Source organism: Pallidibacillus thermolactis, from assembly GCF_025660415.1.
Lineage (GTDB): Bacteria > Bacillota > Bacilli > Bacillales > Caldibacillaceae > Pallidibacillus > Pallidibacillus thermolactis.
This window is the reverse complement of sequence record NZ_JAOUSE010000011.1, coordinates 26,711-51,235: the sequence shown is the minus strand read 5'-3', so window position 1 is coordinate 51,235 and position 24,525 is coordinate 26,711. Positions and strand designations below refer to the sequence as shown.

At 33.5% G+C, this 24,525-nt stretch carries 26 protein-coding genes and 1 riboswitch; of the genes, 18 read left to right on the top strand and 8 right to left on the bottom strand.

Annotated elements, in window-relative coordinates; translation table 11 throughout:
* Positions 1-325: 325 nt before the first annotated feature.
* The 6 genes from OEV82_RS05935 (at position 326) to thiT (ending at position 7,907) form a co-directional block, all read left to right on the top strand.
* The gene (locus OEV82_RS05935; protein ID WP_173662473.1) at positions 326-1,951 is read left to right on the top strand and encodes a long-chain-fatty-acid--CoA ligase; all 1,626 of its coding nucleotides are present in this window, start codon (positions 326-328) and stop codon (positions 1,949-1,951) included.
* Positions 1,952-2,164: 213 nt separating this feature from the next.
* Positions 2,165-2,572 carry an acyl-CoA thioesterase gene (locus OEV82_RS05930; protein WP_173662474.1) on the top strand — a complete coding sequence of 136 codons (408 nt, stop codon included), beginning with the start codon at positions 2,165-2,167 and terminating at the stop codon, positions 2,570-2,572.
* A 28-nt stretch (positions 2,573-2,600) separates the two neighbouring features.
* Positions 2,601-3,617 carry an NADP-dependent oxidoreductase gene (locus OEV82_RS05925; RefSeq protein ID WP_173662475.1) on the top strand — a complete coding sequence of 339 codons (1,017 nt, stop codon included), beginning with the start codon at positions 2,601-2,603 and terminating at the stop codon, positions 3,615-3,617.
* Positions 3,618-3,985: 368 nt separating this feature from the next.
* Entirely contained in the window at positions 3,986-5,137 is a 1,152-nt protein-coding gene (locus tag OEV82_RS05920; protein WP_263061320.1) for a saccharopine dehydrogenase family protein, read from the top strand.
* A 445-nt stretch (positions 5,138-5,582) separates the two neighbouring features.
* Positions 5,583-7,007, top strand: a complete 1,425-nt coding sequence (locus tag OEV82_RS05915) for a S1C family serine protease (RefSeq protein WP_263061319.1) — start codon at positions 5,583-5,585, stop codon at positions 7,005-7,007.
* Between the two features lie 115 nt (positions 7,008-7,122).
* Positions 7,123-7,239: riboswitch (TPP riboswitch) on the top strand.
* 71 nt (positions 7,240-7,310) lie between these two features.
* Positions 7,311-7,907, top strand: a complete 597-nt coding sequence (gene thiT / locus OEV82_RS05910; RefSeq protein WP_173662375.1) for an energy-coupled thiamine transporter ThiT — start codon at positions 7,311-7,313, stop codon at positions 7,905-7,907.
* 37 nt (positions 7,908-7,944) lie between these two features.
* Here thiT and OEV82_RS05905 read toward each other — a convergent pair whose 3' ends face one another.
* The 3 genes from OEV82_RS05905 to OEV82_RS05895 all read right to left on the bottom strand — a co-directional run bounded on the left by OEV82_RS05905 (position 7,945) and on the right by OEV82_RS05895 (position 10,030).
* Positions 7,945-9,324 (bottom strand): dipeptidase, encoded by a 1,380-nt coding sequence (locus OEV82_RS05905; RefSeq protein WP_173662376.1) that lies wholly within the window; start codon positions 9,322-9,324, stop codon positions 7,945-7,947.
* 112 nt (positions 9,325-9,436) lie between these two features.
* Positions 9,437-9,784: an Hsp20/alpha crystallin family protein gene (locus OEV82_RS05900; protein ID WP_173662377.1), complete on the bottom strand. Its 348-nt coding sequence runs from the start codon at positions 9,782-9,784 to the stop codon at positions 9,437-9,439.
* A 108-nt stretch (positions 9,785-9,892) separates the two neighbouring features.
* Entirely contained in the window at positions 9,893-10,030 is a 138-nt protein-coding gene (locus tag OEV82_RS05895; RefSeq protein WP_173662378.1) for a small acid-soluble spore protein P, read from the bottom strand.
* A gap of 116 nt (positions 10,031-10,146) precedes the next feature.
* On the opposite strand from OEV82_RS05895, the gene OEV82_RS05890 reads away from it, so the two are divergent.
* The 10 genes from OEV82_RS05890 (at position 10,147) to OEV82_RS05845 (ending at position 19,631) form a co-directional block, all read left to right on the top strand.
* Positions 10,147-10,410, top strand: coding sequence for a hypothetical protein (locus OEV82_RS05890; protein ID WP_173662379.1), 264 nt, complete (start codon positions 10,147-10,149; stop codon positions 10,408-10,410).
* Between the two features lie 444 nt (positions 10,411-10,854).
* Complete coding sequence (gene acnA / locus OEV82_RS05885; RefSeq protein WP_263061318.1) at positions 10,855-13,578, top strand: aconitate hydratase AcnA; 2,724 nt, start codon at positions 10,855-10,857, stop codon at positions 13,576-13,578.
* A 251-nt stretch (positions 13,579-13,829) separates the two neighbouring features.
* Positions 13,830-14,924 carry a BMP family lipoprotein gene (locus OEV82_RS05880; protein ID WP_317630471.1) on the top strand — a complete coding sequence of 365 codons (1,095 nt, stop codon included), beginning with the start codon at positions 13,830-13,832 and terminating at the stop codon, positions 14,922-14,924.
* Between the two features lie 219 nt (positions 14,925-15,143).
* Complete coding sequence (locus tag OEV82_RS05875) at positions 15,144-15,275, top strand: FbpB family small basic protein (protein ID WP_173662381.1); 132 nt, start codon at positions 15,144-15,146, stop codon at positions 15,273-15,275.
* Positions 15,276-15,365: 90 nt separating this feature from the next.
* Positions 15,366-15,509 (top strand): acid-soluble spore protein N, encoded by a 144-nt coding sequence (locus tag OEV82_RS05870; protein ID WP_173662382.1) that lies wholly within the window; start codon positions 15,366-15,368, stop codon positions 15,507-15,509.
* Positions 15,510-15,543: 34 nt separating this feature from the next.
* A complete protein-coding gene (gene tlp, locus OEV82_RS05865; RefSeq protein WP_173662383.1) occupies positions 15,544-15,768 on the top strand; it encodes a small acid-soluble spore protein Tlp in 225 nt (74 codons plus the stop codon).
* A gap of 199 nt (positions 15,769-15,967) precedes the next feature.
* Positions 15,968-18,274, top strand: a complete 2,307-nt coding sequence (locus tag OEV82_RS05860; RefSeq protein WP_173662384.1) for an AAA family ATPase — start codon at positions 15,968-15,970, stop codon at positions 18,272-18,274.
* A 6-nt stretch (positions 18,275-18,280) separates the two neighbouring features.
* Positions 18,281-18,700 carry an acyl-CoA thioesterase gene (locus tag OEV82_RS05855; RefSeq protein WP_173662385.1) on the top strand — a complete coding sequence of 140 codons (420 nt, stop codon included), beginning with the start codon at positions 18,281-18,283 and terminating at the stop codon, positions 18,698-18,700.
* 34 nt (positions 18,701-18,734) lie between these two features.
* Positions 18,735-19,049 carry a hypothetical protein gene (locus tag OEV82_RS05850; protein WP_263061316.1) on the top strand — a complete coding sequence of 105 codons (315 nt, stop codon included), beginning with the start codon at positions 18,735-18,737 and terminating at the stop codon, positions 19,047-19,049.
* 162 nt (positions 19,050-19,211) lie between these two features.
* Entirely contained in the window at positions 19,212-19,631 is a 420-nt protein-coding gene (locus tag OEV82_RS05845) for a FixH family protein (protein ID WP_263061326.1), read from the top strand.
* Positions 19,632-19,680: 49 nt separating this feature from the next.
* Here OEV82_RS05845 and yidC read toward each other — a convergent pair whose 3' ends face one another.
* Both yidC and OEV82_RS05835 read right to left on the bottom strand, forming a co-directional pair.
* Positions 19,681-20,538 (bottom strand): membrane protein insertase YidC, encoded by an 858-nt coding sequence (gene yidC, locus OEV82_RS05840; protein WP_317630472.1) that lies wholly within the window; start codon positions 20,536-20,538, stop codon positions 19,681-19,683.
* Positions 20,539-20,540: 2 nt separating this feature from the next.
* Positions 20,541-20,864 (bottom strand): hypothetical protein, encoded by a 324-nt coding sequence (locus OEV82_RS05835; protein ID WP_173662389.1) that lies wholly within the window; start codon positions 20,862-20,864, stop codon positions 20,541-20,543.
* A gap of 169 nt (positions 20,865-21,033) precedes the next feature.
* On the opposite strand from OEV82_RS05835, the gene spoIIP reads away from it, so the two are divergent.
* Positions 21,034-22,161 carry a stage II sporulation protein P gene (gene spoIIP / locus OEV82_RS05830; RefSeq protein WP_173662390.1) on the top strand — a complete coding sequence of 376 codons (1,128 nt, stop codon included), beginning with the start codon at positions 21,034-21,036 and terminating at the stop codon, positions 22,159-22,161.
* A gap of 70 nt (positions 22,162-22,231) precedes the next feature.
* Here the strand turns inward: spoIIP and plsY are convergent, their stop codons facing one another.
* The 3 genes from plsY to OEV82_RS05815 all read right to left on the bottom strand — a co-directional run bounded on the left by plsY (position 22,232) and on the right by OEV82_RS05815 (position 23,846).
* Positions 22,232-22,834 carry a glycerol-3-phosphate 1-O-acyltransferase PlsY gene (gene plsY, locus OEV82_RS05825; protein ID WP_173659322.1) on the bottom strand — a complete coding sequence of 201 codons (603 nt, stop codon included), beginning with the start codon at positions 22,832-22,834 and terminating at the stop codon, positions 22,232-22,234.
* A gap of 193 nt (positions 22,835-23,027) precedes the next feature.
* Positions 23,028-23,510 (bottom strand): spore coat protein, encoded by a 483-nt coding sequence (locus tag OEV82_RS05820; protein ID WP_173659324.1) that lies wholly within the window; start codon positions 23,508-23,510, stop codon positions 23,028-23,030.
* A 66-nt stretch (positions 23,511-23,576) separates the two neighbouring features.
* Positions 23,577-23,846 (bottom strand): hypothetical protein, encoded by a 270-nt coding sequence (locus OEV82_RS05815; protein WP_173659326.1) that lies wholly within the window; start codon positions 23,844-23,846, stop codon positions 23,577-23,579.
* Positions 23,847-24,030: 184 nt separating this feature from the next.
* Here OEV82_RS05815 and OEV82_RS05810 point away from each other — a divergent pair, with 184 nt between their 5' ends.
* Positions 24,031-24,450: a CoA-binding protein gene (locus OEV82_RS05810; protein WP_173659328.1), complete on the top strand. Its 420-nt coding sequence runs from the start codon at positions 24,031-24,033 to the stop codon at positions 24,448-24,450.
* The last annotated feature ends 75 nt before the right edge of the window (positions 24,451-24,525 follow it).

Here is a 24,525-nt window from a genome sequence, read left to right as displayed (position 1 = left end):
AGATTTCACACAAACTCTAAAAATGTTTGTTAATGAAGAACGATTAGCCCAAATTACGTCATGAATCATGTTTACATTATTCAATGAGATATTACACCATCAGACTCAGATTTTGCAGATCTGGATGTTCTCCACAATATATACCAGAAGATTTATATTTAGAACTCGAAATATATAAATATAAAAGAATAATAAATTCTGCAAGACAAAAATGTATGATCTACAAAAGTTGGCATGTTCATTGAAATATTTTCTTGTCATTTCAAGTCGAATAAAGAAGCGGCGTATAAATAAAACAACAATATTATTTTAAGGAGGGGAATTTATGTCAAAAAAAGTTTGGCAAAAATTATATCCGAAACATATCCAAAGTGAAATAGTGATTCCTGATCTTTCATTGCCAGATATGTTACAGGAAACGGTAAAAAAATATCCAAATCATTCCGCGATATATTTTTATGGACGTGAAATGTCATATACAGAATTAGGACAATTAACAGACAAGTTTGGTGCAGCTTTACAGGAAAAAGGGATAAAAAAAGGTGACAGGATAGCAATCATGCTACCAAATTCCCCCCAATACATAATAAGTTATTATGGCATTCTGAAAACAGGGGGCATTGTGACACAAGTAAATCCTATGTATACGCCTACTGAATTGGAATACATCCTTAATGATTCTGAAGCAAAGGCGATTGTTATATATGAACCTTTATTACCAGTATTAGAACAGGTGATTCATAAAACATCGGTAGAGTTAGTTATAAAAGTAAATTTGCAAGGAGCTGCAAGTGAAGATGAAGTATCAATAGATTTTAATGACTTCCTTTATAAAGCAAAAGGTTCGATTCTAGATATCGACATTCAACCTAATGAAGATGTAGCTGTCTTGCAGTATACGGGAGGGACCACTGGACGATCAAAGGGGGCAATGCTCACCCATCGAAATTTATACGCTAATGTTCTACAATGCTATGAATTTTTTAAAGACTTTATAAATCCGGGTGAAGATCGTAAGTTATCAGTTATTCCATTTTTTCATGTTTATGGCATGACTTCTTGCATTAATTTAACGATATTAACTGGGTCAACAAATATTATTTTACCTAGATTTGATGTGGATGAAGTTTTAGAAACAATAAAAAATGCCAAGCCAAATTCTTTTCCTGGTGTACCGACGATGTATATCGCTCTTCTTAATCATCCTAAGGCAAAAGAATATGGAATCGATAGTATAAAAGTAGTAAATAGTGGCAGTGCTCCAATGCCTGTTGAAGTAATGAGGTCATTTGAAGAACAAACAGGTTCCAAAATTCTTGAAGGATATGGTTTATCGGAAGCTTCGCCAACAACCCATTGTAATCCAATTTTTGGTTCTAGAAAACCAGGGAGTGTCGGTATTGGCATTCCAAATACAGATTATAAAATTGTTGACTTGGCAACTGGTACACAAGAATTAAAACCTGGTGAAATTGGTGAACTTATAATAAAAGGACCACAAGTGATGAAAGGTTATTGGAATATGCCAGAAGAAACAATAAATACAATTCGTGACGGATGGTTATATACAGGTGATATTGCTTATATGGATGATGAAGGATATTTATATATCGTTGATCGGAAGAAGGATATGATTATTGCAAGCGGATACAATGTGTATCCAAGGGAAGTGGAAGAAGTATTATATGAGCATCCCGCAATCAAAGAAGCAGTTGTCATTGGCATACCTGATGCATATCGGGGAGAAAATGTAAAGGCTGTCATTGTTTTAAAAGAAAAGACTAAATTAAGTGAAAATGAATTAATTGAGTATTGTCGTGAAAAGTTAGCTCCATATAAAGTTCCTAGGGTAGTTGAATTTCGCGAGGAGCTACCAAAAACAAGCGTAGGAAAAATATTAAGACGAAGAATAAGGGAAGAATCACTACAAAATAGTCAAAAAGATTTATAGAATACCAAATTTTTATTAAATAGTAAGTCTTTAATAAAAAACTGCTTCTATCAATGTAAGTTTGTTAGCATATAGTTTACTTGATAATTGGTAAATTGCGTTTTAAAATCATTATAACAACTGAATAGTCATAATAGTTAGAATTAATATTTTCGGGTATATGAATAAACGAAGGTGGTACGATCGAATATCTAGCCTTAAGGAGTTGGAACTATGTATGAGTTTGAAATAATGGTACGCTTTGGAGAAACGGATGCAGCAGGTCATGTAAATAATGCGAGTTATTTTATTTATTTTGAAGAAGCAAGAATCCGCTTTTTTGAAGAACATGATTTTTATAACAACTCGAATTCAAAAAAACCAGGTTTTATTTTAGCCTCTACAAAATGTGATTATATTTCTCAAGCATATGCTCGTGACCGTTTAAAAATTCGAACGGAAGTCGCCTCTATAGGTAATAAAAGTTTTACCTTTGCGCATGAGGTAATAAATGTGAAAACTGGTAAACTTATTGCCCGTTCAACCGCAACAATCGTAACATTTGATTACGAAGAACAATGTTCGATACCTATTCCGAAATATATTCGTGAAAAACTACAAGCGCAGTTAATTGAATATTAAAGAACTTACTATTACAGGAGGAAAGACAATGAATAAAGTGAATCGAACTATAATACTGGCTAGCCGTCCTGTAGGGATGCCTAGTAAAGAGAATTTTACAATGGAAACAGGACCAATTCCGCAAGTAAACAAGGATGAAGTTCTAATCAAAACCATCTATCTGTCTGTTGATCCGTATATGCGCGGTCGGATGAGTGGCATAAAAACATATGTAGATCCCTTTGAAATAAATAAACCGTTAGTTGGTGGCGTTGTCGGTAAAATTGTTGAATCGAAAAATGAACGATTTAAAGAAGGGGATTATGTAGAAGGACATTTACCGTGGTCGGATTATAGTATATCAAAAGGGAAAAACATACGAAAAATTGACCCGAATATTGCTCCCATCTCAACTGCACTAGGTGTTGCTGGAATGCCAGGACTTACCGCTTATTTTGGTATGTTAGATATTGGAAAACCAAAAGAGGGGGAAACCGTAGTTGTCTCTGGTGCGGCAGGCGCTGTCGGGTCAGTTGCCGGACAAATCGCGAAATTAAAAGGTTGTAGAGTCGTAGGAATTGCAGGTTCCCAAGAAAAGCTTGATTATCTAACAAAAGAGTTAGGTTTTGATGCGGCGATTAATTATAAATCTGAAAACGTATATGTACAGTTAAAAGAAGCTTGTCCAGACGGAGTGGATGTGTACTTTGATAATGTTGGTGGCGAAGTTTCCGATTTGTTAATGCGAATCATGAATTTCCATTCAAGAATAGTTTTATGTGGTCAAATATCACAATACAATAATACAGAGGTCGAATATGGGCCAAGAATTCAAGGGAAACTTGTGACTCATAGTATTTTAATGCAAGGATTTATTGTATCGAATTATTCAACTCGTTTTAAAGAGGGGTATGAACAATTAGGAAAATGGATCAAAGAAGGAAAAATAAAATATCGAGAAACGATTACTGACGGATTAGAGAATGCACCGGATGCATTTATTGGACTTTTTACGGGCGAAAATATCGGAAAACAGCTTGTTCGGGTAGCAAAAGAGGATGAATAGTCGCTATAGCCAGATGTTTGTAAAAAAATTATGATTTAATTAAACATTAAGTCTAAACAAAAAAGAAAACGTTTACAAATAAGATAAAAAGGTTTACAATATAGTTAGACCGACATGTCAAAACATTTTGATTATTGTAATTGTAGTTTCCTCCATCTTTTTCCAGCTGTTTAAATGAACAGCAACTTTGGTCCAGTTCATTAATGACATTATTTACATGTCATTGTTGAACTGGATTTTTTTGAACTGGATTTTTTTAAGAAATAAATTGAACCATTTCATAATATGATAGTTATATAGCAGTTAATGATAACAAGGAGTAGATATGTTAAGAATCTGCCAGATTGCTAATAAAAGGGGGAGAGTTTTTGAAAATCGGCGTATTAGGTGCTGGATTAATGGGAAAAGAAGCGGCTAGGGACTTATCAAAAAGTAGTGGTGTTACCTTTGTTGGTATTGCAGATGTGAATTATGGACGAGCAAAAAAAGCTGAATTAGAAATCGGCTCTGATAAAGTAAAAGCATTTAAAGTGAATGCTGACAATGAAGAAGAATTAGAAAATTACATGAAACAATTTGATTGTATTATTAATGCATTATTTTATTCTTTTAATGTAAAAGTGGCGAAAACAGCAATAAAAGTCGGTGTACATTCTGTTGATTTAGGTGGACATATTGGTCACATAACGGATGAAGTTCTAAAGTTAGAGGAAAAAGCAAAGGCAGCGAATGTGACCATTATTCCTGATCTTGGGGTTGCACCGGGAATGATAAATATTTTATCTGGTTATGGTGTGAGTAAATTATCTAAAGTAAAATCCATTAAATTATATGTTGGTGGTATTCCACTTCGGCCAGAGCCACCATTAGAATATAATCATGTTTTTTCAATGGAAGGTTTGTTCGATCATTATACAGACCCTGCTTTAATTATTCGAAATGGAAAATTGATGGAAGTTCCTTCATTATCTGAGGTTGAGCCAATATACTTTGAAAAATTTGGTCCATTAGAAGCCTTTCATACATCTGGAGGAACATCGACCTTATCAAAATCATACCCCGAATTAGAGACATTAGAGTATAAAACGATCCGCTATCCTGGCCATGCTGAAAAAGCAAAACTTTTAGTTGATTTAAATTTAACGAGAAATGATTACTTTGTCGAAATAGATGGGATGAAAGTTAATCCAAGAAAAGTATTATTAAAAGTTTTAGATCCAATCGTAGAATTGAAGGATAAAGAAGATGTTACACTTCTTCGGGTTATCGTTTCCGGGTTGAAAGATATAAAAGAGGTTTCCTATACTTATGAAATGATTTGTTATAAGAACAATAAAGAAAACGTGACTGCAATGGCTCGATCAACAGCTTATACAATATCTGTAGTTGCCCAAATGATTGCTAAAGGGGTAATTAATAAGAGAGGTGTATTTCCACCTGAGCAAGTCGTTCCTGGTCAAACGTACATTGAAGAAATGGAAAAAAGAGGTGTAATGATTACTGAAAAAATAAGTGAATAAATGAAAAAAGAGCAGGATATCCAAAGTATCCTGCTCTCATCAACGTTATTTTGCACAATGGTATTGAAATAAATGATAATCCTTAAATAAAAAGGAAAAACAAACGTTCGTTAGTATTCTTTTTTCAAAACAATATTTAAAAATTATTATTGATTAATTCGGTTGCAATAATTTTTCGTCGAAAGATGATTCTTATTTTCCGGGATCATCTTTTTTATTTTTACTATTATTGCAAGTTGTTTTTTGAAGAAGATGATTATATTTTTTTTCGTTTTATTTAAAATTAATATTGATGATATAATGACCGTGATAAAAATTCTGTTTTAACGTATTAAGTAATGTTATATCAATGATCGTTTTCAACAATTTTTTCATCTCTTTTCACAGTTTTTTCATAAATGTTGACTACAATAGATGTGAGAAGTAGGGAGTGAGGGTAGAGAAAATGGATAATCATACAAAAAATCAATCAAATTTTGATTCAAATGAAAGTTTAAATTCACCAGAATCAGTTAATAGCGAAAATCGTAAACAGACTAATTATAAGGATCAGCAATTCCAATTACAACAAACTAGTACACAGAAGGTGAATAGTTTTGAAAGTGAGCATGGTGAACAAAGTGATATTATCAACAAATATGAAAGCTCAAATGATTATAGGGATACTTTTGAAGGTATAAATAAGCACGATGATCAAAAATTCAAACTAAAAAATAGCATGAAAAAACGTTGGTTTAAAAAAGTAGTTTCCTATTTGTTAGTCGGTGTAATAAGTTCGGCTTTAACCATTTCAGCGATAGCTTATTTTGATCTACCTTTTGAAAATGGCGATCACTCATCTAATTCGACACAGCTACAAAATAAATCATCTGATGTGGAATATACTCCAACCTTTGCTTCAGCTGACAATGCATCTATAGCTGATATAGTTGAAGAATTATCTCCTACAATTGTGGGGGTAATTAATTTACAACAGCTTAACAACCAGTTTTATTTCCAACAAGAAAATGTCCAAGCTGGAACAGGTTCTGGAGTTATTTTCCATAAGGATGATCAATATGGATATATTATTACAAATAACCACGTCATTGAAGGAGCGAATGAAGTTGAAGTTTCTTTATATGATGGTGAAACGGTAAAAGCTGAAATAGTTGGAGCGGATGCGTTAACCGATTTAGCAGTATTGAAGATCGATCAAGCTCATGTTGATAAAGTTGCAAGTTTTGGTGATTCAAGTAAATTACGTCCAGGAGATGAAGTCATTGCAATTGGTAATCCACTAGGACTTGAATTTTCTAGAACCGTTACACAAGGGATTATTAGTGCAATTGACCGAACAGTTGGAGTAAAAACTTCTGCAGGTGAATGGGAATTAGATGTAATCCAAACCGATGCAGCAATAAATCCAGGAAATAGTGGTGGTGCTTTAATTAATGCAAGTGGAGAAGTAATCGGTATAAATAGTTTAAAAATTGCCGATGAAAGAGTAGAAGGTTTAGGTTTTGCTATTCCAGCGAACGATGTTCTTCCAATTGCAGAACAATTAATCGAGAATGGACAAGTCAAACGACCATTCATCGGAATCGAAATGTATGATATGGCTGACATTGTTCAGTTTTATCGTCAGAGTATGTTCGGAAATATTGAACAAGGTATTGTTGTAGCAGGGGTTAAAGAAGGTTCACCCGCTGCAAAGGCTGGTCTGAAAGTAAATGATGTTATTGTAGGTATTAATGGTAATGAAGTGAAAAATACAACTGAGCTACGAAAATATTTGTATAGTAAAGTGAAGCCTGGAGATACTATAGAGCTTGAGTTTTATCGTGAAGGTAAAAAACAATCCGTTTCAGTAAAAACGAATGAAAGTTGATTACACATGAGTTAGAAATAGGGCTGTCTTTATGACAGTCCTAAATTTATACGTTTTTCATATAAGCGTTGTATTTTTCTTGTTATCGTTTATAATTAAAGATGATATGAAACAACGTTTCCACAGGGGGAGCTTATGCTGAGAGTGAATAAATTGACGATATGTCTTTTTATTCTGACCCTTTGAACCTGTTCAGTTAGTACTGGCGTAGGGATTGTGGAAGAAAAGAGAATGTACGTAATCTTTTCTCCTTTTCTGAGCTTCCTATGGAACGTTTCGTTAAATTACATAGGAGGTTTTTTTATGCGCACAAATCAATTACAACCACTCATTGAAACATCGATTTTGGCAGCATTAGCGTTTATTATCGATTTATTACCATCGATACAATTAGGACCATGGATATCTATTTCCTTCGCAATGGTCCCTGTGTTCATTCTATCTTTTAGATGGGGATTTAAATATGGTGTATTATCTGGATTTCTCTGGGGAGTACTTCAAGTAATTTTCGGTGATGCTTATATCCTTCATTGGTTTCAGTTTATAATTGAATACTTTGTTGCATTTGCTTTTATTGGTTTTGCCGGATTGTTTATGGGAATGATACAAAATTGTTTTGACGAAGGGAAGAAGAACATTGGTTTTTTCTATATAATAATAGCTACATTTGTTGGTAGTTTTGCTCGTTATCTAGTTCATTATATTGCTGGTATAGTTTTTTGGGGAAGTTATGCGCCCGAAGGCCAACCGGTTTGGTTGTACTCTTTAGTCGTAAATGGTCCAGCTGGATTAGGTTCATTCTTGTTCTGTATTATCGTACTTATTTTATTAATTTCAATATCCCCTCGTATATTAACAGAAAGTAGAAGGAAAAATATGTCTGTACGACTAAATAAATAATTTTTAACCCCCATCCAATTAAGGAAGGGGGTACATCTTATTTGAATCGTATTTCAGCCAATTCATTCCAATATTCACACATCGTTTGCATCCCTTTATAAAAATTCTCTAAATGGAAATGTTCATTTGGAGCATGGAAGTTTTCACTATCTAGAGAAAACCCTAGTAAGACAATTGGGACTTGTAAAATTTGAGCAAAGTCAGCGACAATTGGTATAGAGCCACCGCTACGAATATAAGCTGTTTCGGTACCGTAAATTTTAGAAGCAGCACGACCTGCTGCTTGAATTGCCGGGTGATTAAGCGGTGTTACAAAAGGAGCACCGGAATCAAATGGAGTAATTTTTACTGTCACTCCTTTCGGTTTATGTTTCTCAATATGTTGTTTAATAAGTTCTAAAATTTGTTCAGGTTCTTGATTGGGTACTAAACGACATGTGATCTTTGCGCTAGCTTGGTTTGGTAAAACGGTTTTAATTCCTTCCTCTTGAAAACCGCTATACATCCCATTAATTTCTAATGTTGGACGATAACTCGTTCTTTCGTAAAAACTGTATCCAGGTTCACCAAATAATTCAGGAACACCAAGTTCTGTTCTCACCTTTTCATCGTCTAATTGTAAAGCATTAATCGCTTGTTTTTCCTCATCTGTTATTGATAGTACATTATCATAAAATCCATCGACCATTATACGTCCTTCTTCATCATGAAAAGTGGATAATAATTGAACGAGAGCATGGGCTGCGTTTTGAACACCGCCACCATAGGCACCGGAATGAAGGTCGGTTTTTGCTCCTTGAATGTCAATTTGTAAACCAGTTAATCCTCTTAATCCGTATGTAATGGAAGGTTTTCCTTTTTCAATCATACCAGTATCGGAAATCACTAAGACGTCAGCTTGCAATAATTCCTTATTTTCTTCAATAAACTTAGGTAAGTGAGGGCTACCGATCTCCTCTTCACCTTCAATTATTATTTTTATGTTTATTGGTAGCTTCCCTTCCGTTTTTAATAATGCTTCCAATGCTTTTATATGCATAAAAACTTGTCCTTTGTCATCACTGGCTCCGCGTGCAAATATTTTGCCATCGCGAACAGTTGGCTCAAAAGGTGGTGTTTCCCATAAATGTAATGGATCTACAGGTTGAACATCATAATGACCATAAATTAATACAGTAGGCTTATGATCTGCATGGATCCAGTCAGCATATACGATAGGATGACCTTCTGTTTCCATCACTTTTACATTTTCCATGCCAATTCGTTCTAACTCGTTACTTAACCATCTAGCCGCCTTATGTATATCTTTTTTATGTTTGGATAATGCAGAAACACTAGGGATTTTTAAAAATTCCTTTAATTTCATAAGTTGTTGATCTTTGTTTTGTTCTAAATATTCAATCCATTTATTAACCATAAGCACCCCTCCAAATAGAACTTATTTTGATTTTAATTAATTGATAACATCTAGTAAAGGGAATTACAAACAAATATGGACTTTTTTAAAGTTCATATTTGTTTGTAATTAACTATAAAGATTCAGATTTTAAAAAAACAATCTCTAAAATGTCGTTTTCAAAAGTAATGTTTTTTTGTAAATGGGAAATAGGAAAAGGGAAGGTAACCGTTCGAGTTTTATCATGAGAACTTTGTTTAACTTTTATTTGTAGGGTGTTAGAATTGATTGAAATGTGAATATCTTCTTTTTTTACCTTTGGCAATAAAGCCTCCACAATGAAGGAACTCTCGGAGTCAAAAAGGTCAATTCTAAAAACATTTTCATCTAAATAATCTGTTAACGGATCTAAAAAATATTGAGTAAGCCATTTTTCCATTTCATCAGATTCAAAATAATTTTCGTTTTTATTTTGTTTCATCAATGGTCCCCCATTTTTTTGAGGTTCATTTAAAAAGTGTTAACAATAGTATACGTGCGTCAAGATAAAATGTGTATGGAGAGTCAACTTTGATAAAAAAATGATCTATTACAAACCATGATGTGGATTATTATTTTGTCTAGAATGGTTACGATTTTTAACTTTTTTCGACCCGCTTAACGGTTCAGGTTGTGTATTGTCATGATTATTCATGCTATTATTTTTCACATTTCGTTTTTGTACCATAAATTTATCAACTCCAGTTATTTGTGGGGGACCGTATTTTTAGGTTGTACCAAAATGATGAAGATAAACGAATAAAAATTTACCTCTTGTTCAATCTAAAAATAGAGGTGAATAAAATGACAAAGAAGTTTCCATATCATAAAGATAAGCAACAGGCTTTTCAGGCTGCTCAACAAGGATTTGAAGAAGCAAAAGATATTTACGAAAATCTAGATTCAACTTCAGCAAATTATGGACAACAATTGAAAAGACTTGAAAAAGAGATTAAAGAGGTTCAACAACAAATTGAGAACGCCCATGAAGTGGCTGGAGAGATCCAGCGTCAGAAACTAGAACAATACCAGAGTGAAATTAATAAAATGAATCAATTATTTGATTGAGGTGATAGGGACTATTCTAATAATAGAATGGTCTCTTTATTTTAGTTGCTTTTTTATAGTTAAAATTCGAAATCTTTATAAATATAGATATTTACGCAGATTAACTATTATGTTAAAATATTTTTGTTGTCACAAAGAATAGGAATAATCGCATTATTAAAGATTTAACAAAAAAGTTTTAAAATAATGATTGCTTATTTCATTTTTAATACATTCAAATAATTTATTTCCATTAAACAGAAATTTCATCTATATGTATTGATTCCTTTGTTTCTTAATCTTATTGGATTTTCTTTTGAATCCATAAGATAAATTTATAGATAACAATAAAATACTCATTATTTACTTATCTCTTAAATTATATTAATATAAGCTTAGAGGAAAAAGTTAGAAAAATTAGAGATAGCTAACTTTTCGATTTTCGACCATAGGGGGGAAATTAATTTGACTACAGAAAACTTGTATAATTCAAAACAATCCTTTGAACTGAATGGTAAACGTTATCATTACTATCGCTTAAAAGCAATTGAAGAAGCAGGTGTCGCGAAAATTTCTCGACTACCTTATTCCATTCGTGTTCTATTGGAATCTGTTTTACGTCAAGTAGACGGTCGTGTAATAACAAAGGACCATGTGGATAACTTAGCAAAATGGGGTACTGGAGAAGTAAAAGATGGTGAAGTACCATTTAAACCTTCACGCGTTATCCTACAAGACTTTACTGGTGTACCTGCAGTTGTTGATTTAGCCTCTTTAAGAAAAGCGATGGCTGATATGGGTGGCGATCCACAACAAATCAATCCAGAAATTCCAGTTGATCTTGTTATAGACCACTCTGTACAAGTCGACAAATATGGTACAAATGATGCTTTACGCCTAAACATGGAATTAGAATTTGAACGAAATGCTGAACGATATCAATTTTTAAGTTGGGCACAAAAAGCTTTTGATAACTATCGTGCCGTTCCTCCAGCGACAGGTATCGTACACCAAGTTAACTTAGAATATTTAGCTAGTGTCGTTCATGCTGTAGAAGATGAAAACGGTGAATACACTGCTTTTCCTGATACACTTGTGGGTACAGACTCTCATACAACAATGATTAACGGTATTGGTGTATTAGGATGGGGCGTTGGTGGTATTGAAGCTGAAGCGGGAATGCTTGGACAACCATCATATTTCCCAATTCCAGAAGTTGTCGGGGTTAAACTAACAAACGAATTGCCAAATGGCGCTACAGCTACAGACTTAGCATTAAAAGTAACGCAAGTCTTGCGTGAAAAAGGCGTTGTTGGTAAATTTGTTGAGTTCTTCGGACCTGGTGTTTCTAAATTACCACTTGCTGACAGAGCAACAATCGCTAACATGGCTCCTGAATATGGTGCAACTTGCGGTTTCTTCCCAGTTGATGAAGAATCATTAGATTATTTACGTTTGACGGGCCGTGAAGAAGAACGTATTGAACTTGTAAAATCATACTTACAAGCAAACGACTTGTTCTTCAACCCGGACCAAGAACCAGAATATACGGATGTAATTGAACTTGATTTATCAACAATCGAAGCGAACCTTTCTGGACCTAAACGTCCACAAGACTTAATTCCTTTATCAAAAATGAAACAATCCTTCCGTGATGCAGTTGTAGCACCACAAGGAAATCAAGGATTTGGTTTAAACAAGGATGAATTTGATAAAACTGCGGTTGTTGAATTTGAAGATGGCACAAAAGAATCAATGAAAACAGGTGCAGTTGCAATTGCTGCCATTACAAGTTGTACAAACACATCTAACCCATATGTAATGTTAGGTGCTGGTCTTGTTGCGAAAAAGGCAGTTGAAAAAGGATTGCAACCACCTAAGTATGTTAAAACTTCTTTAGCACCTGGTTCGAAAGTTGTTACTGGTTACTTACAAGATTCTGGTTTATTAAGCTATTTAGAGCAAATTGGTTTTAACTTAGTTGGATATGGATGTACAACATGTATCGGTAACTCTGGACCTCTTCTTCCAGAAATCGAAAAAGCTATTACAGATTCTGATTTACTTGTTACATCTGTACTTTCTGGTAACCGTAACTTTGAAGGTCGTATTCATCCATTGGTGAAAGGTAACTATTTAGCTTCACCACCACTTGTTGTAGCATATGCTTTAGCTGGTACAGTGGATATCGACTTAGAAAAGGACCCAATTGGAAAAGATAAAGATGGTAACGATGTATTCTTGAAAGATATATGGCCATCAACGGAAGAAGTTAACGAATACGTTCAAAAAACAGTTACACCAGATCTATTCCGTAAACAATATGAACGTGTATTTGATGATAACGAACGTTGGAATGCAATTGAAACTAGTGATGAACCACTTTACACTTGGGATGAGGATTCAACTTATATCCAAAACCCTCCATTCTTTGAAAACTTATCACCTGAACCTGAAAAAGTTAAACCATTGAATGGTTTACGTGTCATTGGTAAGTTTGGTGATTCAGTAACAACAGACCATATTTCACCTGCAGGTGCAATAGGTGTTAATACACCAGCAGGTAAATATTTAACAGAAAAAGGTGTTGAAATCCGCAACTTTAACTCTTATGGATCCCGCCGTGGTAACCATGAAGTTATGATGCGCGGTACATTTGCAAACATTCGTATTCGTAACCAAATTGCTCCTGGAACTGAAGGTGGCTATACAACTTACTGGCCAACTGGCGAAGTAATGTCCATCTATGATGCAGCAATGAAATATAAAGAACAAGGTACTGGTTTAGTAGTTCTTGCTGGTCACGATTATGGTATGGGATCATCCCGTGACTGGGCAGCAAAAGGTACAAACTTATTAGGCATAAAAACTGTTATTGCCCAAAGCTTTGAACGTATTCACCGCTCTAACCTTGCATTAATGGGTGTTCTTCCATTGCAATTTAAAGAAGGTGAGAGTGCAGAATCTCTTGGTTTAACAGGTAAAGAAGTAATCAATGTTCACATCGATGAAAATATTAAACCTCGTCAACTTGTTAAAGTTACAGCAACAAAAGATAATGGTGAAAAAGTTGAATTTGAAGCAATTGTACGTTTTGATTCAGAAGTAGAAATCGACTACTATCGTCATGGCGGAATTCTCCAAATGGTATTACGTGACAAATTACAAAATAAAGCTGTTACAAGATAATTTTGCTAAACTTTTTAAGTCTGTATCAACTATCATGTGGTAGTTTGATACAGACTTTTTTATCGTCCTTAACGATTTAATATAACATTTGATTTCTATTGATTGTTTGTTAAGTTTATATATTCCGAATTTATAATTTTCATGGTATATTATTACTAGTTGTAAATAGGAATAATTTACCTTTCGACTTTTATGAAACCGCTTAATTAAAAGGTATTTGTTCCTATTAAAAATAAAAGGGGGGAATAATATTGCAAAAAGGGAAATTTTCAATTCTAACTGTACTCATGATATTTGTTGGTTTGATTCTTGCAGCCTGTGGCGGTGGATCATCTAATGAACAATCAAGTAAGGATAGTAGAGATAGTAAGAATGAAGATGGTAATTTTTCTGTTGCGATGGTTACGGACGTTGGAGGTGTGGACGACAAATCTTTCAACCAATCCGCTTGGAAAGGACTACAAGAGTTTGGTGAAGAGAATAATCTGGAAAAAGGTGACAATGGATTTGATTATTTACAATCGAACTCAGATGCTGATTACATTCCAAACTTAAATACTTTAGTCCGACGTCAATTTGACTTAATTTTTGGTATCGGATTCATGTTGCAAGAACCTATTAGTGAAATTGCATCCCAACATCCTGATACGTATTTCGGTATTGTCGACTCTATAGTTGAAGCCGAAAATGTCGTAAGTATTATGTTTAAAGAGCAAGAAGTATCTTTCTTAGCTGGTGTTGCCGCAGCCATGGAGACAAAAACGAATAAAGTTGGTTTTGTAGGCGGTATGGAAAGTGATGTCATTGAACGCTTTGAAGCAGGATTTATTGCTGGTGTAAAATCTGTAAATCCTGAAATTGAAGTTATGTCACGATATGTCGGTGCGTTCGATAATGCTGATAAAGGTAAACAAATTGCCAACCAGTTGTATACTTCTGGTGCAGACATTATTTTCCACGCTTCTGGTGCATCTGGTAACGGTGTTTTTGCCGAAGCAAAAGAAAGAAAACAAAATGATCCGGATGCTGTAGTTTGGGTTATTGGTGTAGATAGTGATCAATATGATGAAGGTACTGTAGGTGAATATAATGTTACGTTAACTTCAGCAATGAAACGAGTTGATAATGCAGTAAAAGATGTTTCAACTAGAGCAATGAATGGGGATTTCCCAGCTGGAGAAACGTTAAATTATGGTCTTGCAGAAGACGGTGTACAATTGGCTACAACTGGAGATCATATGTCTGAAGAAACGCTTGCTGAAGTTGAAAAATATGAACAACAAATTCGAAATGGCGAAATTACACCTCCAGGAACATTTGAAGCGTTAAAAGCATTTACGAATTAAATGTTTAACTCTCATCTGAAATAATCAGATGGGAGTTTATTTTTTATTCGATTACTAGATCTATATTTAATGTTTACCAATCTAATGAAATCCATTCAAAGATCCATCGAAAAAACAAAATCTTATCAGTCAAAAAAATATTTTTCGAAAATTTGTCATAATTTGACATTTGTTTGGTTATATTAAGTGATATAATGAACATAGAAGGAGTTGAGAAGATTGAGAAAAAACAGAAAGTTATCCTTTGAAGAACTTGTTAGAGAAAATAAATTAGAAATATTAAAGAATGAAGAAGAATTAGATAAAATTGAAAGAAAAATTGAAGAAAGACAACTAAAAAAGGTTGAATAATTCAAAAAATGTAAACGGTTTACCCGTTTACATTTTTTTCTGCTTATAATTTGAACATTGAAAAGCATTCTATAATTGAGGAGGGATGAAATGGGCAGACAACATCGAACACATCAACAATATCAGCCTGACTACTTAGGTACACAATCGAAATCCTTTGGTGGAAATAAAGGTAAAAAAATGCAAGATCAGTCAGGTAAACATCCTCAAATTATCCAAACAAAAGGTGAATAGCATTATGAAAATATAATCTACAGGAGGAATTGCTGTGGCTTATCACAATCAACCAAACCCAGATGATCGTTCTGATAATGTAGAAAAACTTCAAAATATGGTTCAAAATACGATCGAAAACATTCATGAAGCTGAAGCATCTATGAAAACTGCGAGCGAAGAACAGAAACGTCAAATTGAAGCGAAAAATGAACGCAGACGAGAAAGTATCAATGCAATGCGCGAAGAAATTCGAGATGAATATCACTCAAAGCATTAAATCTTTTTAGGGAGGCAAATAATGCCTCCATTTTCTTTTTACTGGAAAAAGGGACTGTATCATAATAAAATTACAAATATGAATGTCTTATGTCAATGAATTATAAAAATACAGTTGAACTTTTAAATCAAACTGACGAATATTTATATTTTATGATAGAATATTACAAGTACCGAAATATATAGAAAAAGGGATTGACATGAAGAATAGTAACAACAAAGCAACAGAGATAAACTTACTTTCATATGATGAAAAGTTAGATTTTATATTAACAAATTATACACAGTTAAAAGAAGAAAACCCCTCTCTCTTAGCAGAATTACTAGTCTCTATAGGAGGAACTTTGGAAAATAGAGGGATGCGCAATAGTTTTACAAAACGTTGGATGGAAGAAGCAAGCCATATTGATCCAGAAAATGAAACAGCGTTTGTATATTTAAGCCATTTTCGTTTATTAGAAAAAGAAAAATTATTAGATTCAATTGAATTTCCTCCATTACGGGAACTGGATCCACGAACTCAACAAGAATTAACGATCGAAAAATATAAAGAAATTTGTGTAACCTTTCTCGATCAATCAGATGATGTATTAGCAAATTTTGAAGAAGAAATATATAAGCTGGAAAATTATAATGAAAAGTCACTTCTTCAACGATATAAACAATATCTCAATTTATATGAAACGTTACAAGATGAAATTATTACGATGTTATCGGTCGTTAATGATTTTGAGGAAACTACAAAAAGAGCTTTGTATACAAAAACACAATTTCAACAATTACAGGAAATTGTTAGAAGTATCAAAAAGATAAAAAAAGATTGGCAAGCATTATCATCCAAAACAAAGACGGAAGATAGCCCAACCGCTTTAGAAGAACTGAATCAAATGATTGGTTTAGCTGATGTAAAAAAACGGATTGAACGATTTTATGAATATATTAAGTATCAAAAAAGTCGAAAAGAAGCCGGATTTAAAGTGGTCGATGAAATGAGCTTGAACATGGTTATCTTAGGAAATCCAGGGACTGGTAAAACAAAATTAGCTCGACTGTTTGCAAAAATATATTTTGAACTCGGTATTCTACCACGAGAAGAAGTAATTGAAACAAATCGGGCTCAGCTTGTCGGCTCTTATGTTGGACAAACGGAAGAAAATGTACGAAAAATTGTTGAAAAAGCAGTCGGTGGCGTGTTATTTATCGATGAAGCTTATAGTTTGAAACGGGCTGGTCAATCAGGGAATGATTATGGACAAACTGCCATAGATACTTTAGTTTCTTTAATGACAAGTAAAGAATACGGAGGTAAATTTTCCGTTATCATGGCAGGATATCCTGAGGAAATGAGACAATTTTTAGATGCAAACCCTGGTTTGCGGAGCCGATTTCCCCAATCTAACATGATTGAACTACCTGATTATTCACTTGATGAATTAATTAAAATCGGCGAGAAGATTGCCTTTGATAATGAATTTTTATTAACGATGGATGCAAAAAAAGAACTCGCGTATTTAATTGAGCACGAAAGAGTGGATTCGACTTTCGGAAATGCGCGTGCTGTTCAAAATTTAATTATGGATGCTATTTTTCGCAAAGGAACAAGAAATGAACCAAATATTCCTGAACTATTTCGCTATTCAATACTTGTAAAAGATGATTTTCGTTCAGAGGTAAGCCATATTCATAATACAAAGTCTCCAATGGAAAAGTTGGATGAGCTAATCGGTTTGCAGGAAGTAAAAGAAGCAGTTCAAACTTATATTTCCTTTGTAAAGATGCAAAAAATTAGACGAGAACAAGGTTTTCCTTCTGTTCCTATTCAATTACATTCGGTATTTACTGGAAACCCTGGCACTGGAAAAACAACAGTAGCGAAAATTTATGCCGAATTATTGAAGGAAGTTGGTATTTTAAAACGAGGACATCTTGTGGTTGCGGGACGGGCAGATTTTGTTGCTGGATATGTTGGTCAGTCTGCAATTAAAACGAAAAAGAAAATACGGGAAGCATTAGGTGGCGTTCTTTTTATCGACGAAGCCTATTCGTTATTTAGAGAAAATAATGCAGATTATGGAAAGGAAGTTGTCGATACAATTGTTGAGGAAATGACTAAACATAAGGAAAACTTAGTGATAATTTTAGCCGGTTATCCGAATGAAATGGAGATTTTATTAGAAAGTAACCCAGGATTAAAGTCACGCTTTAAAAAGTTTTTCCATTTTAACGATTACTCAACAGAAGAATTAATACAAATTATGCAATTATTTGTTAAACGATATTCTTACAGTTTAGATGAAGATGCAATAGATTACTTGCGTGATGAAATAACAAAGAACCCTCCAAAAGGAAATGGACGCTTTGCGGAAAATTTAATTCATGAAGCAATCCAACAACAAGCTGTACGTTTGATGAAACAAGAGCTCCCATTAGAAGCTAATAATGAAGTAAATCGCTTGATCAAAGACGATATTATAGAAAGTATAAAAATACTACAAAAGGGAGAGTAGACAAAGATGATCATCAATGAAACGAGTATAAAGGTTAGATATGCTGAAACAGACCAAATGGGAGTTGTATATCATGCAAATTATTTAATATGGATGGAAATTGGTCGAACTAATTTCATTGAGGATCTCGGTTTTAAGTATGCGGATCTAGAAAAAGATGGGATACTAGCACCGGTACTTGAAATAAACGTCTCATACAAACAGGCATGTAAATACGGTGAAACCGTCACAGTAAAAACATGGTTAGACCATTATGATGGTTTAAGAATTAGATATGGATACGAGATTTATAAAGAATCTGGAGAATTAGCGTTTACCGGTACGTCAAGTCATGTTTGTGTTAAAAAAGAGAGTTTCCGTCCAGTTTCTATTCGAAAGACACATCCAGAATGGCATGAGGCATATATAAACGCATTGAAAAAGTAAAGTATTATGTACAATTTTGGATTGGAGGACTATCATGGCGTTTGGGATTACAAGAAAAGAACTCATCGAATGGAAACGAAAAATTGACGCGGGAGAGATTGCCTTTTTAACCCATTATTGGTATGATGAACGTTTCCCAAATGCAAAGACAGTAACGAAAGTGGGCTGTAATGATTTAAATAAGTTAGTTCAATGGGGTAAAAAATACGGTTTAAAAAAGGAATGGATTGATTATCGAGCAGAAGGTTATTCACATTTTGATTTAATCGGTGAATGGGAAATACGAATATTGAAAGCAGAAGGTCGATTCGATTCTTCTCGTTTTTTTCAAAAAGCAAAAGACAGTTGACGAGTCTTTTGCTTTTGTACTATCTATCGAACTAATTTTCATCCAATGCTCTTTATAGACTATATTATCATATATACTCTGTTTATATTTGTAAAATTTGCAAATATATATAAAATTGGTATTATTATTGTATAGTATATATAGGGGGAAGGATTGGCTAAAGTGAAAAATGTTCGAACAGCTATACTAATTTTAGTCGTATTATTTATTGCAGGTTGTAGTCAAGATCAAGCAGTAAATTCTAGCAAGGCAGAACAAGAAGAGTCAGTAGATGTTAATGAACAATTAAATGTGGAATTAATTTTACCTGAAAAAGCGAAAGTTGGGGAATCGATAGAAATTAAAGCTCTTGTTACGCAAGGGAATGAAGCGGTAGATGATGCGCACGAAGTAGTATTTGAAATTTGGAAGGAAGAAGAGAAAGACCATAGTGAGATGATGGATTATACGGAATATGAGGAAGGGTATTATTCCATAAAAATATCACTTGATGAACCAGGTGTATATCATATTCAATCCCACGTAACAGCTAGAGGAATGCATATTATGCCTGTAAAACAAGTAGTAATTGAAGAAGAGTAAAACAAGAGGGCTCCTAAAAAGGAACCCTCTTGTTTATTTAATGGGCTAATTATTTCTTCTTTTTTCCTTGTTGTTTATTACGATCTTTACTAGATCCAGCGGCTTCTACTTCTGGTACAGGTTTAATTGGATATAATTTTCTAGTTAAATATGTTTGACCGATTAAGAATATTCCACTCACTGCCCAATATAAAGATAAGGCAGAAGCTGTAGCCATTGAGGCAATGAAAATCATAACAGGTGATAGGATGCCCATCATCTTCTGCATGGCTTGTTGTTGCTTCATTTGTTCTTCTGATTGACCTGGCATTGCATTCATTTGTGGCATCATCGCCATTGTGACTTTAAATTGAAAGTAGTATGCAATACCTGCAATTATCGCCATTATAATATCTGTTTGCCCTAAATCAAACCATAAAAATTGATGATGTCGGATTTCGTCTGATAAGCGAATGGCATAATATAAGCCCATCCAAATTGGAATTTGTAGTAAAATAGGTAAACATCCCATATTTAAAGGATTAAAATTATGTTTTTGATAAAGAAGAAGCATTTCTTGTTGTATTTTCATTTGTTCTTCTTTTGTCTTCGCTTTTTTCAAGCGCTTTTGGATTTCTTCCATTTCTGGTCGCATAATCTGCATTTTTTCACGCATAATGACTTGTTTTTTTGCCATATTTAATGCAAAAGGAAGAAGTAGAGTCCTTAAAATAATGGTGATAACGATAATGGCAATTCCATAACTATTACCGAAAAATTCACCTAATGTTTTTAATATAATAATAAAAGGTTGGACTAATAAATCATGGAACCAATGTCCCTCGGTCTCCGCTGCAGCGCATCCAGATAGTGTGAAAACAGCTGCTAAGAGTAAGATTACTAACATTAATTTTTTATATTTATTCAAGATTATTCCTCCTCTAAGCATACATTTTTCATTTTTGCCACAATAGAAGAAGAATAATCATAATCTTCATCTTCATTTTTTCGTTCTAAACGTCTGATTGTTTTCGGCAACCATGAAATCGTTTGTTGTGCAAATTCAATTCTATAATCATTTTTAATCGGTCCTTGCGTTATATACATTTGTTGTAAGCTCTTTGATTGAGTTTGCTGATAGGAAAAAGCATGGAAACATGAATAACTCACAGCTAAAAACAAATAAATAAATAAGCTTACATATGTCGTATAAATCGTGATCTCTAAAACACTATCGATTATCAAATCATACATCTTTTTTACTCCCTAATGCTCCATAAAATTACAATTACAAACGATTACAATTTTATATGAAGTGATTCTATTAAGTCAAGTTTGAGAAAGAATAGATTCAATTTTTTCTTCTAAACTTTTACAATCTATCATATCTATTAGTAAAGAGTAGACTAATAGGTGGGATAAAATGAGAATAATCGTTAAAGTAACATTTTTAGCCATATCTGTATTTGCGATCATTGGAACGATTGTTGCTAGTCAAACGAGTTTGTTTTTTTCTATCATACTAGATGATGGGTATAATGGTAAAGTTGAATCCAATATTTTTATGAGAATGGTGGCAGCTGAAAATCATTATTTTTCACAAAACCTTGAAGCGGATGGAGAAAATCTATTATCAAATGTAATTAAAGTTGCTACTAATATTAATATTAAAGACGTTCGAAGTTTAATTTATGATGAAATTCCAGGTTTATATTCAATGACATCCGAAATAATTGTAGCGGGTGAGGGAGCTGACTTTACGAATCTCCCTATTGAATCTTCTCCACCATTAGAGGAATTGTTAAAAGACCGTGAAGTAAATGAAGATAGTTTAGGGGAAATTAAAGATCGTTCTCCTAACCCACCCGTTGAAAGACCTGAAAAAAATACAGTATTTATTTATCACTCTCATAATCGGGAGTCATTTAATCCGCACTTAAAAGACTCTGGACAAACTTCGAATGTTCAACATAAAGAAGTGAATGTTACAATGGTTGGGGAACGCTTAGGAAATAAATTATTAGAACATGGTATTGGAACAGTAGTTGATAAAACAGATATCGCTACCATATTAAATAAACGAGGCTGGAAGTTTGGAAAGTCCTATGAAGCTTCGAGAGAAGTCGTGGTTGAAGCTCTAGCGGAAAATGATGATTATGTTTATTTGCTGGATATTCATAGGGATAGTGCCCCACGTAAAAGTACGACTACAACAATAAACGGTGAAACCTATGCACGCTTATATTTTGTAATCGGTGCTAGTCATCCAAACTATAAAGAAAATGAGAAGTTCGCCAATGAGCTACATCAAAAATTAGAAGAAAAATATCCAGGCTTGTCAAAAGGGGTTTATAAAAAGAGCAAAGCAGGAGGTAATAACGGTATTTATAACCAAGACCTTTCACCAAATTCCGTAGTCATTGAGATCGGCGGGGTAGATAATACATTAGATGAATTATATAATACAGCAGATGTTTTAGCAGAGGTATTTGCTGAATATTATTGGCAAAATAGTGATGCCCTTGAAGTATCAGGAACTGGCGAAAAATAGGAAAAAGCGGAAAGCAAATACTTTCCGCTTTTTTCATTTTATTTTAATTATGTTTTTCATTATAAGACAGTTATAACCATTTAACTTTTGGCTCCGTTTTATCCCTAATTCGCTTTATGTTAGCTCGGTGTCGATAAATAATAAATCCTGCCAACAATAAGACAACAATAATAAAGATAGGATCCATTGTAAAAATCGAATAGATAATGGCGACAACTGCGGCTACTATAGATGAAAGTGATACATATTTTGATAAGTATAGGGAAATTAAAAATGCAGCTATTAAAATTAGGAAAAAGATCGGGTCGTAATAAAGCATTACACCACCGGAGGTTGCAACCGCTTTACCACCACGAAAACCAGCAAAGATTGGAAACATATGACCAACTACTGCAAAAAGACCGATCAAAAGTATATGTATGTTCCATTCCATTCCTAAACCAAAGTAGCCAAATAAAGATGGAAGAGCTGTAGCTAAAGTGCCTTTTAAAATGTCCATAATCATAACAACGATACCAGCTTTGACTCCTAAAACACGGAACGTATTTGTTGCTCCTAAATTCCCGCTACCATGTTCTCGTATATCCGTTTTATAAAAAGATTTACCAATTAATAGTCCCGATGGTATGGATCCAATTAAATACGATAACATAATGATAATTGCAGTGATCATTTCTTTTACCTCGCTTTATATTACAATATCTTACAATATCAACAACTAGATTATACATAATGATACACTAAAATTATAGAAGAAAAAAGATAATGATAATGATTTTAATCTGTTCAATTAAGAAATGAATACATTTTATATTATTATTCGTAGAAATAGGCTGACAAGTTATGTCAGCCTCATCGGAACAAAATTATAATATATCTAAATTAATGAGGAGAGCAAGAGCGATCTGTAATAAAATTTGCAGGTTTAATGCAATGTTTGTATCCGTAGTGTGTACTTTTACATCTCGTGAATTTTCGATGATTGTTTTTTGAATGTTAACTTGTTTAATACCTGTTGATTGGAAAATACTTTGTTTAACTTCTTCTGCATCTTCACTAGATAGAATTGAGATTTCAATAACAGCCGTGATAAATGCGTTTAATGAAGCTACAAGTGAAAGTGCTAACTTTGTATCAGTTGTTTCGACATCAACATCACAAGAATCTTTAATAAAAATCCATTCCTCGGAAAATTGGAACTCTTTAACTTTTTGAACATTTTGTTGATCAACATCTTCATTATCTTTAAAGCAAAGACTCATAGGATGAACACTATTAGGATCTAGGGCATTCCATCTATTATTATTATTCGTATTATCTATTTTTGCTCTATAAACCTCTTGATTCATTTTCTCATTCCTCCTTTTTGCATTTACTATAAAATATGCTTTTTTGATTGGATTGCAAGGGACAACTTACCGAAGTCTTCTGCCCCTTTTTGTTCTTTTTGCCTTGTTTTCGTCCTTATCTATTTCTTCTACAGCAGGTAATTCGGGTTGTCCAGACGCTTTTAAAAACTGATTTACTTCATTTTGTAATTTATTGAAGATTTTTCGAATTTGTTTTTTATCTTCTGACGTTAAATTATTATTCACTTTTGCCTTATGTTTCTCTAAAGCCTTTTTTACTACCAGATTTACTAAATCTTTTTGTGAATCTGGTAATTTTGTTCTTTTGTTATTCAATTCATTCACCCTTCCTTTCTTCTTGATAATTTACTTTATGTATAAGATGGATTTATTGTGTAGACAAGTGCATATGAAATGCATAGTAAAATCATGAAGTCTTGTAAAGTTTTTGAAAAGCCTATAAATATATAGTATGATGAAGCTAATTACAAAAGGTTATATTTGAATGGAGGGAAATTCTATGGTTCAGAATCCTACATTAGAAGAGATGGGGGAAATATTGAAAAATGCAAAACGCATTGCCGTAGTCGGTTTAAGCAATAATCCGGAAAGAACGTCGTATCAAGTTTCCAAAGCGATGCAAGATGCCGGCTATGAAATTATTCCAGTTAATCCTGTTATCGATGAAGCTTTAGGTGTTAAAGCAGTTAAATCTTTAAAGGATATAGATGGCCACATTGATATTGTGAATGTGTTTCGCAGAAGTGAATATTTACCTGAAATCGCAAAAGAATTTGATGAAGTCGATGCAGATGTGTTCTGGGCACAACAGGGAGTTGTAAATGAGGAAGCATATCAATTTTTAAAAAATAAAGGTTATACCGTTATAATGGATGCATGTATAAAAGTAATTCACGCATTAACAAAGGATAAATCTTAAACGAGAAGATGAAGCAATTGGCATTTTGCTGATTGCTTTTTATATTTCTCAAATTTACGGTAAAGGACTATAAAA

Bases quoted from the DNA above. Each gene is read 5' to 3' on its own strand.
- OEV82_RS05935 (WP_173662473.1), top strand. From the start codon at position 326: ATGTCAAAAAAAGTTTGGCAAAAATTATATCCGAAACATATCCAAAGT.
- OEV82_RS05930 (WP_173662474.1), top strand. From the start codon at position 2,165: ATGTATGAGTTTGAAATAATGGTACGCTTTGGAGAAACGGATGCAGCA.
- OEV82_RS05925 (WP_173662475.1), top strand. From the start codon at position 2,601: ATGAATAAAGTGAATCGAACTATAATACTGGCTAGCCGTCCTGTAGGG.
- OEV82_RS05915 (WP_263061319.1), top strand. From the start codon at position 5,583: ATGGATAATCATACAAAAAATCAATCAAATTTTGATTCAAATGAAAGT.
- thiT (WP_173662375.1), top strand. From the start codon at position 7,311: ATGCGCACAAATCAATTACAACCACTCATTGAAACATCGATTTTGGCA.
- OEV82_RS05905 (WP_173662376.1), bottom strand. From the start codon at position 9,324: ATGGTTAATAAATGGATTGAATATTTAGAACAAAACAAAGATCAACAA.
- OEV82_RS05900 (WP_173662377.1), bottom strand. From the start codon at position 9,784: ATGAAACAAAATAAAAACGAAAATTATTTTGAATCTGATGAAATGGAA.
- OEV82_RS05895 (WP_173662378.1), bottom strand. From the start codon at position 10,030: ATGGTACAAAAACGAAATGTGAAAAATAATAGCATGAATAATCATGAC.
- OEV82_RS05890 (WP_173662379.1), top strand. From the start codon at position 10,147: ATGACAAAGAAGTTTCCATATCATAAAGATAAGCAACAGGCTTTTCAG.
- OEV82_RS05870 (WP_173662382.1), top strand. From the start codon at position 15,366: ATGGGCAGACAACATCGAACACATCAACAATATCAGCCTGACTACTTA.
- OEV82_RS05860 (WP_173662384.1), top strand. From the start codon at position 15,968: ATGAAGAATAGTAACAACAAAGCAACAGAGATAAACTTACTTTCATAT.
- OEV82_RS05855 (WP_173662385.1), top strand. From the start codon at position 18,281: ATGATCATCAATGAAACGAGTATAAAGGTTAGATATGCTGAAACAGAC.
- OEV82_RS05850 (WP_263061316.1), top strand. From the start codon at position 18,735: ATGGCGTTTGGGATTACAAGAAAAGAACTCATCGAATGGAAACGAAAA.
- OEV82_RS05835 (WP_173662389.1), bottom strand. From the start codon at position 20,864: ATGTATGATTTGATAATCGATAGTGTTTTAGAGATCACGATTTATACG.
- spoIIP (WP_173662390.1), top strand. From the start codon at position 21,034: ATGAGAATAATCGTTAAAGTAACATTTTTAGCCATATCTGTATTTGCG.
- plsY (WP_173659322.1), bottom strand. From the start codon at position 22,834: ATGATCACTGCAATTATCATTATGTTATCGTATTTAATTGGATCCATA.
- OEV82_RS05820 (WP_173659324.1), bottom strand. From the start codon at position 23,510: ATGAATCAAGAGGTTTATAGAGCAAAAATAGATAATACGAATAATAAT.
- OEV82_RS05810 (WP_173659328.1), top strand. From the start codon at position 24,031: ATGGTTCAGAATCCTACATTAGAAGAGATGGGGGAAATATTGAAAAAT.